13 protein-coding genes are annotated in these 12,574 nt (G+C 71.3%); 12 read left to right on the forward strand and 1 reads right to left on the reverse strand.

The genetic code is table 11. The annotated features are described in order from the left end of the window. Window positions 1-278: 278 nt before the first annotated feature. From HNR02_RS12620 to HNR02_RS35425, 6 genes are all read left to right on the forward strand, one after another. Window positions 279-3,245 (forward strand): sensor histidine kinase, encoded by a 2,967-nt coding sequence (locus HNR02_RS12620; RefSeq protein ID WP_179775884.1) that lies wholly within the window; start codon window positions 279-281, stop codon window positions 3,243-3,245. Beyond that, window positions 3,242-3,694 carry a roadblock/LC7 domain-containing protein gene (locus tag HNR02_RS12625; RefSeq protein WP_017985274.1) on the forward strand — a complete coding sequence of 151 codons (453 nt, stop codon included), beginning with the start codon at window positions 3,242-3,244 and terminating at the stop codon, window positions 3,692-3,694. Before HNR02_RS12620 ends, HNR02_RS12625 begins: the two co-directional genes overlap by 4 nt. A 26-nt stretch (window positions 3,695-3,720) precedes the next feature. After that, complete coding sequence (locus HNR02_RS12630) at window positions 3,721-4,437, forward strand: DUF742 domain-containing protein (RefSeq protein ID WP_179773373.1); 717 nt, start codon at window positions 3,721-3,723, stop codon at window positions 4,435-4,437. After that, window positions 4,418-5,026, forward strand: coding sequence for a GTP-binding protein (locus HNR02_RS12635; RefSeq protein WP_179773374.1), 609 nt, complete (start codon window positions 4,418-4,420; stop codon window positions 5,024-5,026). Before HNR02_RS12630 ends, HNR02_RS12635 begins: the two co-directional genes overlap by 20 nt. Window positions 5,027-5,154: 128 nt before the next feature. Beyond that, the gene (locus tag HNR02_RS12640) at window positions 5,155-5,574 is read left to right on the forward strand and encodes a roadblock/LC7 domain-containing protein (protein ID WP_179773375.1); all 420 of its coding nucleotides are present in this window, start codon (window positions 5,155-5,157) and stop codon (window positions 5,572-5,574) included. A gap of 3 nt (window positions 5,575-5,577) precedes the next feature. Then, entirely contained in the window at window positions 5,578-6,198 is a 621-nt protein-coding gene (locus HNR02_RS35425; protein ID WP_246338552.1) for a DUF742 domain-containing protein, read from the forward strand. A gap of 13 nt (window positions 6,199-6,211) precedes the next feature. Here HNR02_RS35425 and HNR02_RS12650 read toward each other — a convergent pair whose 3' ends face one another. After that, window positions 6,212-8,440, reverse strand: a complete 2,229-nt coding sequence (locus tag HNR02_RS12650; RefSeq protein ID WP_179773376.1) for a helicase-associated domain-containing protein — start codon at window positions 8,438-8,440, stop codon at window positions 6,212-6,214. 90 nt (window positions 8,441-8,530) lie between these two features. Here HNR02_RS12650 and HNR02_RS12655 point away from each other — a divergent pair, with 90 nt between their 5' ends. The 6 genes from HNR02_RS12655 to HNR02_RS12680 all read left to right on the forward strand — a co-directional run bounded on the left by HNR02_RS12655 (window position 8,531) and on the right by HNR02_RS12680 (window position 12,490). Continuing rightward, on the forward strand, window positions 8,531-8,719 hold the full coding sequence (locus tag HNR02_RS12655; protein WP_179773378.1) for a hypothetical protein: 189 nt from the start codon (window positions 8,531-8,533) through the stop codon (window positions 8,717-8,719). 19 nt (window positions 8,720-8,738) lie between these two features. Further along, complete coding sequence (locus HNR02_RS12660; protein WP_179773379.1) at window positions 8,739-10,133, forward strand: NAD-dependent malic enzyme; 1,395 nt, start codon at window positions 8,739-8,741, stop codon at window positions 10,131-10,133. 4 nt (window positions 10,134-10,137) lie between these two features. Next, window positions 10,138-10,557, forward strand: coding sequence for a helix-turn-helix domain-containing protein (locus tag HNR02_RS12665; RefSeq protein ID WP_179773380.1), 420 nt, complete (start codon window positions 10,138-10,140; stop codon window positions 10,555-10,557). 14 nt (window positions 10,558-10,571) lie between these two features. Beyond that, window positions 10,572-10,988: a VOC family protein gene (locus HNR02_RS12670; RefSeq protein ID WP_179773381.1), complete on the forward strand. Its 417-nt coding sequence runs from the start codon at window positions 10,572-10,574 to the stop codon at window positions 10,986-10,988. A 90-nt stretch (window positions 10,989-11,078) separates the two neighbouring features. Next, entirely contained in the window at window positions 11,079-11,549 is a 471-nt protein-coding gene (gene moaC / locus HNR02_RS12675) for a cyclic pyranopterin monophosphate synthase MoaC (protein WP_179773383.1), read from the forward strand. Then, window positions 11,546-12,490, forward strand: coding sequence for a molybdenum cofactor biosynthesis protein MoaE (locus tag HNR02_RS12680; protein WP_179773384.1), 945 nt, complete (start codon window positions 11,546-11,548; stop codon window positions 12,488-12,490). The genes moaC and HNR02_RS12680 overlap by 4 nt, the downstream gene beginning before the upstream one ends. Window positions 12,491-12,574 lie beyond the last annotated feature (84 nt).

The raw sequence follows: 12,574 nt of genomic DNA on the forward strand, positions 1-12,574 counted from the left end.
CAGCGTGATGCGTCTTCGCCTTCTCGTTGGGACAGTTGGTGAGAATTCGTCACCCGGGGGACCGGCAAAGTTCGTGGTGAGCGGCCTCTGCCCGGCTTCCTTTTCGTCCCGGCAGCCGATAGCCTCTACCCCCGATCGGGTGGCCCCGTGTTAACCATTCACGTCCTGGTTCTCATGGCGTGGGACCCGAGAGCGGAAACGCGGAAACTGGACAGCACGAACCGGGAAGGAAGTCCTCGGTGCCCCAGCCCACGAGCGGGGAGCGCGGTCGCAAGGCAGTGTCCCCGGCGGAGTCGCCTGTCGCGCAGAGTAACGACGTCGGCGTGCAGGACAACGCGATCGGAGCATCGACCGGTGGTGGCTCCGGGCGTCGCGTGCGCGGCCTGGCGAACTGGCGCGTCACCGCGAAGATCGCGGCGGTGGTCGCCGTACCGACCGCTGCCGCGCTGTCGCTGGCCGGCCTGCGCGTCTACGACAGCTTCGCGACGATGACCGTCTACCAGCACGCCGAACAACGCATCGAACTCAGCCAGAAGGTGGCTTCCGAGGTCGATGCGCTGCAACGCGAGCGGGACGCGATGTCGGCCTGGATCGCCTCCGGGCGCCCCGCCGACCGGACCGAGCTCGACAACGCCATCAGTACCGCCGAGACCGCCGCCGACACCGTCCGCGGCGCGGTCGGGGATGTCGCCGCGATCAGCGACGAAGCCACCTCCGCCCGCTACCAGCAGGGCCTCGCGCGGCTCGACGGTCTCAGCCAGCTGCGGTCCTCGGCGGGTGCCGCCGAGTTCCCGAGCCTCGCCGCGCAGGCGGGCTACACCGGGGTCATCGACGCGCTCCAGCTGATCGCCGACGAGTTCGACGCCGACGTCACCGACCAGGGCCTGCAGGACCGCCACGAAACGCTCGGCTTCCTCGCCGACGCCAAGGAGTACTCCGCGCAGCAGAACTCCTACCTCCGCAGCGCGGCCATCCGCGGCAAGTTCGACCCGGCCGAGTTGAAGAACCTGACGACCGCGCAGTCGAACCTGGTCGCCGCGATCGACCGGTTCAACGCCGTCGCCACGCCCGAGGCCCAGCTGGACTACTCGACGACCCTGTCCGGGCCGGAGGTCTCCCAGCGGTTCACCCTGCAGCAGCTCGCGTTGCTGCGTGCCCAAGCGAACCCGCCGCTCGCGCTGGCCATCGACCCCGGCGCCGTCGCGCAGTCCTCTTCGGACACCCTCGACCTGATCAGCCAGGTCCAGGACAGGCTGCTGGACGGCGCCTCGTCCTACACCGACGGCCTGATCAGCGCGCAGCAGCAGAGCCTGCTGATCACGATCGCGATCATTCTCGCCGGACTGCTGCTCGTCCTCGTGCTGATGTACGTCGTGGCCCGTTCGCTGATCGGGCCACTGCGCACGCTGCGCACCACCGCGCTGCAGGTCGCCGAGGTGCACCTGCCGGACGCGGTGGAACGGATCATGAACGAGGCGAACCCGACCGAGGCCGCCGCGAAGGCGATCGCGCCGGTGCCGGTGCGCACCACGGAGGAGATCGGGCAGGTCGCCCGCTCGTTCGACGTCGTGCATGGGCAGGCGGTCCGGCTGGCGGCCGAGCAGGCGCTGCTCCGCGAGAACGTCAACGGCATCTTCGTCAACCTCTCGCGCCGCTCCCAGCGTCTGGTGGAGCGCCAGCTCGCGGTGATCGACCTGCTGGAGGCCGACGAGCAAGACCCCGATCACCTCGCGAGCCTGTTCGAGCTGGACCACCTGGCGACCCGGCTGCGCCGCAACGGCGAGAGCCTGCTGGTGCTGTCCGGCGCGGGGCTGAGCAAGTCCGTGCCCAAGCCGGTGTCCGCGGCCGACGTCATCGGCGCCTCGGTGTCGGAGATCGAGCAGTACGCGCGGGTCGACGTCGGCACGATCCCCGAGGTCGCGGTGCGCGGGCCGTCCGTGCACGATCTCGTTCACCTGCTCGCCGAGCTGCTGGACAACGCCACCTACTTCTCGGAGCCGGAGACGAAGGTCAGTGTGCGCGCGGTGGTGACCCGCAAGAAGGCGCTCGCCATCCAGATCACCGACCGCGGTGTCGGGATGTCGCCCGAGCAGGTCACCGAGGCCAACAAGCGCCTCGCCGATCCGCCGGACCTGGACGTGTCGGTGACGCGGCGGATGGGTCTGTACGTGGTCGCGCGACTGGCCCAGCGGCAGGGCATCGAGGTGCGCCTGCGGGAGAACGAGGACATCGACGGCGGTGTCATCGCCCGCGTCGTCGTCCCGCCGGACCTGCTGGGCCCGGTTGCGAAGGAGCCGGCGCCGCGCCCGGCCGAGACCTCGTCGCCGAGCCTGCCGCCGGTCCCGGCCCAGCGCACGCCGGCCAACCTGGCCCGCCGCGAGCCCGCCGAGCAGCCGCTGCCCCAGGAGCAGACGCAGACCGGCGTCCTGCGGCCGCTCGACCAGCCGATCAGCCTCGACGACCTGGTCGCGGGCTCGTCCGACGCGGCGTTCCTCAGCCGGGGCAAGCCGCGGGCCGACCAGCCGCGCCCGGACCAGGCGCAGGAGCGGCCCCGCGTGGATCAGCCACCCGCCGAGCAGCCGCGGGCGAACGGCTTCCCGTCACGGCGCGGGGAGGAACAGGACCGGTTCGGGCAGCTGGCACTGCCCAAGCGGGAGCCGCAGTACATCCCGGTGACCGAGCAGCCAGCCGAGGAGCCGCTGCCGCCGAACGAGAGCATGTTCGACGACGACGTGCCCACGAAGCGCCTGCCCATCTACCAGTCGGTTGTGTCGCGGTGGTTCAGTGAGGAGGGGGACGAACCGGACGTGGTCATCGGCAAGCTCGACGAGGAACCGGCACCGGCGGCCGAGGAAGTTGTTCCGGCCGAGGACAAAACCGGGGATCTTTGGCACAGTGTTTCCGACGACGGCTGGCGCGCGGCGCAGTCACTGCTCGAGTCGCGGGAGGAGGAGATCACTCCGGCCGGTCTGCCGAAGCGGGTGCCCAACGCCCATCTCGTCCCGGGGTCGATCTCGTCGGGCGAGCCCGACGCCTTCACCGACACGACCGCCGGCAGGCCGGGGCGGGTCGCGATGGCCCGCTCCGCGGACACGGCACGCGAACGCATGGCGAGTTTCCAGCGCGGCTACACCAGTGGCCGTCACGCGCTGCAGGAAAGCACGCCGGGCCCCTCCGACCAGGGAGCCCAGGTGAGTGGCGGGGAAACCACCCCGCCGGATGAGGCAGTGAGGAGTGAGGAGTGACACGGGCGGGATCGCTTCAGCCGGGAGGCTCGACGCCGCAGGCGCCGCGGAACGGTTTCGCGTGGCTGATCACGGACTTCGTGCACCGGGTGCCAGGCGCGGCGCACGCCGTCGTGGTTTCGGCGGACGGGTTGCTGCTGGCCGCGTCACGCGGGCTGCCGAAGGACCGGGCGGACCAGCTGGCCGCGGTGGCATCGGGTCTGACCAGCCTCGCGCGGGGCGCGTCGAAGGTGTTCGAGGGCGGGCCCGTGGCGCAGACCGTGGTCGAGATGGCCAACGGTTTCCTGTTCCTCATGTCGGTTTCGGACGGTTCGTGCCTGGCCGTACTGGGGTCCCCTGACAGCGACATCGGCCTCGTGGTGTATGAGATGACGCTTCTGGTGGATCGCGTTGGCCAGCAGATGACGCCCGAAATGCGGGCACAGCTCCAGGGAGCCGCGCGCGGTTGAGCGCGCCGGGCACGAGAGGGACTGCAGTGGACGGTGGGCAGCCGACGGGCTTGGGCTCGGGCCGGCTGGACGACGACGCCGAGACCGACTGGCCCGACGAGGCGCAGGCGGCGCGGACCGAGGACTGGACCAGGTTCCGGGCCAAGGTCGATCGTGCCTGGCGCCTGCGACGGGCCTCGGCGGGCGAGAGGCAGTCCAGCGACCTCGCCGGCGCCGAGCCACCGGGCTATGGCGCGACCGAGTATCCGGAGTTCTCCACCGAGCGGCTCCTGTCCGGTCCCGCGGCGGATCTGTTCGGTGACTACAATGGGCCGCTGGCCCCGGCCGGTGAGCTGCCGACGCCCACCTCGGAGAGCCATCCCAGCTTTCCGCCGGTACCGGCGCCGGTGGCCGCCGAGGAGACGTCCTCGGGTCTGGTCCGTCCGTACTTCCGGACGCGCGGCCGGACCCGCCCCAGCTACGATCTGGCGATCGAGGCGCTCGTCTCGACCAGTGAGCGGGGACGGATGCTCGAACGGGTGCGGGTGGCCGAGCACCGGTCGATCTGCGGCCTGTGCCTGGACACACGCTCGGTGGCGGAGGTGGCGGCGTACCTGCGCATGCCCCTCGGGGTCGCCCGCGTGCTGATCGGCGACGTCGTCGACCAGGGCCTGGTCATGATCCATTCCACGACGTCGGTCGTCGGCGATCGTCCCAGTATCGAGTTCATGGAGAGGGTGCTCAGTGGGCTTCGGAGAATTTGACTCCGACGCGAACACGTCGGCCGCGGCGGGACCGACGCAGTCGGCCAAGATCGTGGTCGCCGGCGGCTTCGGTGCGGGCAAGACGACGCTGGTCGGTGCGGTCTCGGAGATCGATCCCCTGACCACCGAGGCGGTCATGACCGAGGCGAGCGTCTCCGTCGACGACGTCTCCGCGACCCCGAACAAGGCGACCACGACGGTCGCGATGGACTTCGGGCGCCTTTCGCTCGACGACGACCTCGTGCTCTACGTCTTCGGCACGCCCGGTCAGCACCGGTTCTGGTTCATGTGGGACGACCTGGCCGTCGGCGCGATCGGCGCGGTCGTGCTGGTCGACACGCGGCGGCTGTCGGACGCGTTCCCGTCCATCGACTTCTTCGAGAACCGGAACCTGCCCTACATCGTGGCGATCAACTGCTTCGACCGCCTGCTCCACCACCAGATCGAGGACGTCCGGCACGCGCTCACGATTTCCGAGGCGGTGCCGATCATCGCGTGCGACGCGCGTGAGAAGCAGTCGGCCAAACAGGTGCTCATCACCGTCGTCGAGCACGCGATCAACCGGGACCGCGCGTTACAACCGGGGTGATCGGGTAACACTGCCGCCGGAAGGGTGAATCGGTGTGAGATGACCCCGCGCGGCAGTTCGCCAGGGCACGGTTCGGCAATACCCTGGTCGGAATAATCGCAGAGCAGGCTCGACCGGTGAGGAGGCACATGACGGCATCGGCACAGCAGTCGAGCGGTTTCGGCTGGCTGATCACCGACTTCGTGCGACGGGTTCCGGGCGCGGCACACGCCGTGGTCGTCTCCGCCGACGGCCTGTTGCTGGCCGGTTCGCAAGGGCTGCCGAAGGACCGCGCGGACCAGCTCGCCGCGGTCGCCTCCGGGCTGGTGAGCCTGACGACCGGTGCCGCCCGGTGTTTCGAGGCCGGCTTCGTGAACCAGACCGTCGTCGAGATGGAGCGCGGCTACCTGTTCCTGATGTCGATCAGCGACGGGTCCAGCCTGGCCGTGCTGGCCGCGCCGAACTCCGACATCGGGACGGTGGCGTACGAGATGACGCTGCTCGTCGACCGGGTCGGCATGCAGATGACGCCGGAGCTGCGGAGCCAGCTCCAGGGTGGCGTGCGGTAGCCGATGAGGGGACCTTCGAAGGGAACCGGCCGCGCCGATGCCTGGGACCGGCTGCACCAGGGCACCGATCGCGAGGGGCTGGACTCGCCCGCGCGGTTCAAGCTGACCAAGAAGCCGGTCGTGCTGCAGGTGCGCACGCCCGCCCGTCCCGTGGTTCCGCCACCCGACGCTGAGCCCGCGTGGCCGTCGTCGGCGCCGGTGGAGACGGCGCCGCGAGGAGTTCCGGCCGGTGCGCGCGCGGTTCCGCCTGCGCAGTCGCGGGGCAGGGCGGCGTCCTCGGTCCGTACGCGGATGATCATGCGCCCCTACGCCCGCACGGGTGGCCGGACGCGCCCGGACTACGAACTGGCACTCGAAGCGCTGGTGTCGGTCACCGAGCGGGGACGCGCGCCGCGGGCCGTGGCCGGTGTGCAGCACCGGCGGATCTGCGGGCTGTGCGCGGAGCCGCGGTCGATCGCGGAGATCGCCGCGTACCTGAGCCTGCCGCTGAACGTGGTGAAGGTGCTGGTCAGCGACCTCGACAGCGCCGGTCTGGTGTTGATCCACCAGTCCGGGCTCTCGTTCGGGGATCGCTCTTCGCGCGAGTTCATGGACCGGGTGCTGCAGGGGCTGCGGCGCCTCTGAGGGTGCCCGGCCGTCAGTCGACCAGCGCCGCCGACGTGATCCGGTGCAGCGGGTAGCGTTCGCCGTCCGTGCTGGTCAGCACCCCGCCGCCGACGTGCGTCGGCGTGACGACCCGCTGCGACGCCAGTCCGTGAGCGTCCACGAACCCGATCCACACCTCGCGGCCTTCGCGCTGGGCACGCGCCAGCAGGGCCATGGTCGCCGCCGTGTCGGAGCCTCCTCCGCCGCCGGGGAGCCGCACCGCCGTCCCCTTGCGGCTCGTCGCCGCGCGGTCGCCCGCCCTGATGTGCGTGACCACCGATGCGGCCTGCTCCCCGCTCAGCCCGGCCTCGGGGACGACCCTCCGCGAGTTCCGTGGCCGCGCCGGGATCCGGCGTCCGGACGGGCGCAGGTCCATCACCCGGCCGTCCGGCCCCTCGGCGGCCGGGGCGAAACCGGCCGCGCGCAGCCCGTCCAGCACTTCGGCCAGCGGATACGGGCTGATCAGCACCGTCGGGGCGATCTTGCGCAGCTCGTAGGAGTCCGCGGCGGGGGTGCCCAGCACCTCCGCGAGCAGCACCTCGTCGTCACACCGCAGGAACGAGCCCGCCGCCCCGCCGCGCAACCGGCCGTGCCGCCTGGCGACGTCGTCGATCAGGTAGCTCAGCGACTGCGGTACCTCCGTCGCGGAGCGTTTCCGGAACAGTTCGTGCAGCTCGTCGGCGGTGCGCCCGGTGTCCAGCGCACGCCGCACGGACGCCTCCGTGATCCGGTAGACCGTCGCGTGCCCCGCCGATTCGACGTCGGCCACCGCCGCGATCTCGGCGGCCAGGTCCATCTCCAGCGGGCCCGGCGCGACGACCGTCAGATCGGCCTGCACCAGCACGTACCCGATCGGCTTGGGCATCGCGTCGTACATCGCGTTCAGCGCGCCCGGACGGTCGCCGTCCAGCAGCGCGGCGGACGCCGTCGTCACCGCGCCCAGCGCGATCACGCCCAGCGCCGACGCCTCGGCGAAGGTCCACCGCACCGTCTCGTCCCGCAATCGCCCGCCACGTCGCGGCGCGCGCCAGGCGAGCAGTTCGACGAGTGCGTCGGCGCCACTCACACCCGCACCGCTGGGCAGTTCGCCGAGCGTGCCGAGCACCCGGCGCCGGACCGTGGGCGCGAGCGGCCGCCGCAGGTCGTCCGACAGCGGAACGACCGGCTTGTCCTTCGCGTCGCGCTGACCGGCCAGTGCCGGCAGTCGCGGCAGGTCCAGCCACGCGTCGGCCAGCACGACCCAGCGGTGCGCGGGTTCGGACGCGAGCCAGGAATCGGCCAGTGTCGTCGGCACCCACTCCGGGGTACCGCTCTGACTGTCCGCGACCAGGCCCGCCGCCACCACCAGCTCGGCCAGCAGCGTCGCCCTCGTGTCGTCGGTGTCCAGCTCGCGCGCCAGCTTTCGCAGCTCACGCACGCCGAGCCCGCCGGATTTCAGCACCGGCGGCGGCTGCTCCGACCACTGGGTGAGCAAGGATTCCACCTGCCGCAGGAACTCCATCGCCTCACCGGCGGCGGCCTCGTCCACAGTGGACTGCTGATGCGGGCTGGTCGGCAGGTCCGGCTCGTGCAGCGCCTTCGGCGAGCAGACCCGGCCGCCGCGCAGCGCGATGGCCACCTCGCGGGGCAGCTCGACGGTCTCGTCGTCGCGGCGCAGCAGGAGTCCGCGCGCGAACAACTTCTGCACCGCCGTCGCGTCCTCGGTGAGCGAGGGTTCGGCGCTCGCGTCACGGGTACGCCCGATCGGAGGGCCGGCGGCGAGGGCGCCGAGCAGGCCGCGTTCGTCGTCACCGACCTCGGCGAGCGCGGACTCGACGTCCACGCCGGGTGCGGACGCGCCGAGCCCGGCCGGGAACGGCCCGGCCAGCTCACGCGTCGCGGGGACGACCCGGATCGCGTCGTCGTCGCCCCAGGCCAGCACCCGCGAGCGCAACCGGTCCACGGCGGGCCGCACGTCGGCGCCGACCAGCGCGGCGATCGTCGTCAGCGGCACGGCTTCGGTGTCGGCGTCGGCGACCAGCAGGGCGTCGAGGACCGAAAGGGTGAAGGTGTCCAGATCCTCCATCGCCCTGGCGGCTGATCCGGCGGTGCCGGCACGGGTGGCCAGCACCGTGCTGTCGGAGGGCGGCGGGGTCGCCAGGTCACGCCGGGCCCGCAGGAGCGCGGCCAGCTCGTCGTCGGACGCGGCACGAAGCCAGTCCGCCAGGGAGGTCGCGGGCATCACAGTGAGGATACCCGCCCTGACCATCGGGTTCGGGTGACTGTGAGGCAAACTGAACGCCGTAGGTGCGCGAACCCTCGGGAGGACGAAGTGGCGAAGGGCGACAAGGACAAGAAGAGCGGGCGCATCGACCCGACCTGGCCGCATCTGCCGGACGGGGAGCACCCGGTCACCGAGCTCTCCTCGGACCGCCAGGGCGCGCTGTCCCCGTTCGGGAACGTGACGTTCCCCCTCGACGCCGTGCCGTACGTGCACCCCGAGACCGAGATCAACAAGTAGACAGCAGGGGGTTACTGCCGTGCCGGTTCCCGGCCCCGGGTATTCGATCACCGTCCGTGTCGAGGCGCCGCCGTCCGCGAGCGCCGCGGGCGACCTCACCTCGGCGGTGGGCCGGGTCGGTGGCGTGCTGACCGCGTTCGACGTCGTCGAGTCCCACGCGGACGCGATCGTCGTCGACATCACGGCGAACGTCTCCAACGCCGACCACGTCGAGGTCGTCACCGACGCACTCGACGCCCTCCCCGGGGTGCGGGTGCGCAAGGTCTCCGACCGCACCTTCCTCATGCACCTCGGCGGCAAGCTGTCGGTGTCGCCCAAGGTGCAGCTCCGCAACCGTGACGACCTCTCCCGCGCGTACACGCCGGGTGTGGCGCGGGTGTGCCAGGCGATCGCGGCCAACCCGGCCGACGCGCGACGGCTGACCATCAAGCGCAACACGGTCGCCGTCGTCACCGACGGTTCGGCCGTGCTCGGCCTCGGCAACATCGGCCCGGCCGCCGCGCTGCCGGTGATGGAGGGCAAGGCGGCGCTGTTCAAGAAGTTCGCCGACGTCGACGCGTGGCCGGTGTGCCTGGACACCCAGGACACCGAGGAGATCATCAAGATCGTCAAGGCGCTGGCGCCGGTGTACGCGGGCATCAACCTCGAGGACATCGCCGCGCCGCGCTGCTTCGAGATCGAGAAGCGGCTGCGCGATCAGCTCGACATCCCGGTGTTCCACGACGACCAGCACGGCACCGCGATCGTCGTGGTCGCCGCCCTGCGCAACGCGCTGCGCGTGGTCGGCAAGGAGATCGAGGACTGCAAGATTGTGGTGAGCGGAGCCGGCGCGGCCGGGTCGGCGATCATGCGGCTGCTGATGCACAAGAAGCCGGGCGACATCATCGCCGCCGACATCAACGGCATCGTCCACCTCGGCCGGTCCGATCTGGACGACAACCTGCGGTGGCTGGCCGAGAACACCAACAAGGACAACGTCTCCGGCAGCCTGCACGACGCGCTCGCCGGCGCGGACGTGTTCATCGGGGTCTCGGCGCCGAACCTGTTCGGGGCCGAGCAGGTCGCCACCATGGCCGCGAACCCGGTGGTGTTCGCGCTCGCCAATCCGGACCCGGAGATCGACCCGCTCGAGGCGCAGAAGCACGCGGCGGTCGTGGCGACCGGGCGCAGTGACTACCCGAACCAGATCAACAACGTGCTCGCGTTCCCCGGCGTGTTCCGCGGTCTGCTCGACGCGCAGGCGCACGAGATCACCGACGACATGCTGATCGCGGCCGCCAACGCGATCGCCGACGTGGTGGACGACCGGCTCAACGCCTCCTACATCGTGCCGAGCGTGTTCGATTCGGCGGTGGCTCCCGCGGTCGCCGACGCCGTCAAGTCCGCGGCGCGGAAGTCCGGCGCGGCCGGCTGACGCGATGAGCCGCGCCGTCGAGGAGTCCAATCGCCGCATGCTGCGGGCCCGGGACGCCATGGACCGGGCCTACGCGCAACCCCTCGACGTCGCGGCACTGGCGCGGATGGTGCACGTGTCGGAGGCGCACTTCATCCGCACCTTCCGCGCCACCTTCGGTGAAACGCCGCACCGCTACCTCCAGCGCCGCCGGGTCGAGCGGTCGATGTTCCTGCTGCGGGAGAGTGGTCGCAGCGTCACCGACATCTGCATGGCCGTGGGTTTCACGAGCCTGGGCACGTTCAGCCGCACCTTCCGCGAGATCGTGGGCCGGTCGCCGAGCGAGTACCGCCAGGCCGGGGGCTCGGTGGCGGCCCCGACGTGCTTCGCGATGGCCTGGACCAGGCCGAGCAGTTTCGGAGAAGCCAAGGGCGTTTCGCGCTGAATAGGCTTCCTGACATGTTCAACGCGATCACACTTTCCCAGATTTTCGTCACCGACCAGGACGAGGCGCTCGACTTCTACGTCGGCAAGCTCGGGTTCGAGGTCAAGGTCGACCAGGACCTCGGCTTCATGCGGTGGCTGACGGTGGCGGTCCCCGGCGAGCCGGGCCGCGAGATCCTGCTGGAAAAGCCCGGCCCGCCGGCGATGGACGAGGCGACCGCCTCGCAGGTCCGGGAGCTGCTGGCGAAGGGCGCGACCGGCGGCTGGATCGGCCTCAAGACCGACGACTGCCGGAAGACCTACGAGACGTTGCTGGCCAAGGGCGTGGAGTTCACGCAGGAACCGACCGAGCGCCCGTACGGCATCGACTGCGGCCTGCGGGACCCCTTCGGCAACGCGATCCGCATCAACCAGCCCGCCTCCCTCGACTGACGTTCCCCGATGTGGCGTCTGACGCCACCGATGCCACATTGGGGAACTGCGGTGGGAGGTCGAGGGGGGTGGGCGATTAGCCTTGTCGGCGTGAGTGAACTGAGCCACGTCGACGCCGCGGGTGCCGCGCGGATGGTCGATGTCTCCGGCAAGGAGGCCACCGCGCGCACCGCGGTCGCCACCGGGACCGTTCGCACCACGGCCGAGGTCCTCGACCTGCTGGCCCGGGACGGGTTGCCCAAGGGCGACGCCCTCGCGACGGCCCGGATAGCCGGGATCATGGGGGCCAAGAAGACCCCGGAGCTGATCCCGCTCTGCCACCAGATCGCGCTGTCCGGAGTCAAGGTCGACTTCGAACTCGGCGACGCCGAGGTGCGCATCACCGCGACGGCCAAGACGAACGACCGCACCGGGGTCGAGATGGAGGCGCTCACCGCCGTCGCCGTCGCGGGACTCACCGTGCACGACATGATCAAGGCCGTCGATCCCGCCGCCACCCTCGACGGCGTCCGGTTGGAACGCAAGCTCGGCGGCAAGTCCGGAGAGTGGGAGCGGCCATGACTGACACCAGGCGCGGGGCGCGGGTGATCGTCGCCTCGAACAGGGCTTCGGCCGGGGTCTACGAGGACCGCACCGGGCCGGTGATCGTCTCCTGGCTCGCCGAGCGCGGGTTCGACGTTCCGGAACCGCGGGTCGTGCCAGACGGGGAGCCGGTCGCGAACGCGCTGCGGGAGGCGCTGAACGACGAAGTGCACGTCGTCATCACCACTGGTGGCACCGGCATCTCACCGACCGACCGCACACCGGACGTCACGGCGCCGCTGCTGGACCACCAGCTGCCGGGCCTCGCCGAGGCGATCCGGTCGGCCGGGCTGCCGAAGGTGCCCACGGCCGTGCTGTCGCGGGGTCTCGCCGGCGTGGCGGGCCGGACCCTCGTGGTGAACCTGCCCGGCTCCCGCGGCGGGGTCAAGGACGGGCTCGGAGTGCTCGACGGGGTGCTCATCCATGCCGTGGACCAGCTGGCGGGCGGGGACCACCCACGCCCGGCCACCGAGCCGACCGCGGCGACTGAGAACTCGGTGCACATCGCGCGGACCGAGGTGACCGAGCAGCCGCTGTCCGTGGAGGAACACGCGGCCCTCGTGGACGACCAGTCCGCCGGGGCGGTGGTCACGTTCAGCGGTGTCGTGCGGGACCACGACGGGGGCAAGGGCGTGAAGGCCCTCTTCTACGAGGGGCACCCGAGCGCGGCGGACGTGCTCACCCGGGTGGTCACCCAGGTCGCGGGCCGCCGGGCGGGGGTGCGGGCTGTTGCCGTGAGCCACCGGCTGGGGGCGCTGGAGATCGGCGATGTGGCGCTGGCGTGCGCCGTGTCGGCCGACCACCGGGGCGAGGCTTTCGCGACCTGCGCGGAGCTGGTCGACGAGGTGAAGGCCCAGCTGCCGGTCTGGAAGCACCAGCACTTCACCGACGGCTCGGACGAGTGGGTCAACTCGCCCTGAAAAACCGTGGCCCGGAGTGACCGCTGGGCGTCGGCAACCCCACCACCCGGGGGAATGCGGTGGGGTTGCCGGACGCCCGCGACG

The organism is Amycolatopsis endophytica (genome assembly GCF_013410405.1).
Lineage (GTDB): Bacteria > Actinomycetota > Actinomycetes > Mycobacteriales > Pseudonocardiaceae > Amycolatopsis_E > Amycolatopsis_E endophytica.

Excerpts from the sequence above, each read along its gene's own strand:
- HNR02_RS12640 (WP_179773375.1), top strand. The coding sequence starts at position 5,155 with ATGACGGCATCGGCACAGCAGTCGAGCGGTTTCGGCTGGCTGATCACC.
- HNR02_RS35425 (WP_246338552.1), top strand. The coding sequence starts at position 5,578 with ATGAGGGGACCTTCGAAGGGAACCGGCCGCGCCGATGCCTGGGACCGG.
- HNR02_RS12650 (WP_179773376.1), bottom strand. The coding sequence starts at position 8,440 with ATGCCCGCGACCTCCCTGGCGGACTGGCTTCGTGCCGCGTCCGACGAC.
- HNR02_RS12665 (WP_179773380.1), top strand. The coding sequence starts at position 10,138 with ATGAGCCGCGCCGTCGAGGAGTCCAATCGCCGCATGCTGCGGGCCCGG.
- HNR02_RS12670 (WP_179773381.1), top strand. The coding sequence starts at position 10,572 with ATGTTCAACGCGATCACACTTTCCCAGATTTTCGTCACCGACCAGGAC.
- HNR02_RS12680 (WP_179773384.1), top strand. The coding sequence starts at position 11,546 with ATGACTGACACCAGGCGCGGGGCGCGGGTGATCGTCGCCTCGAACAGG.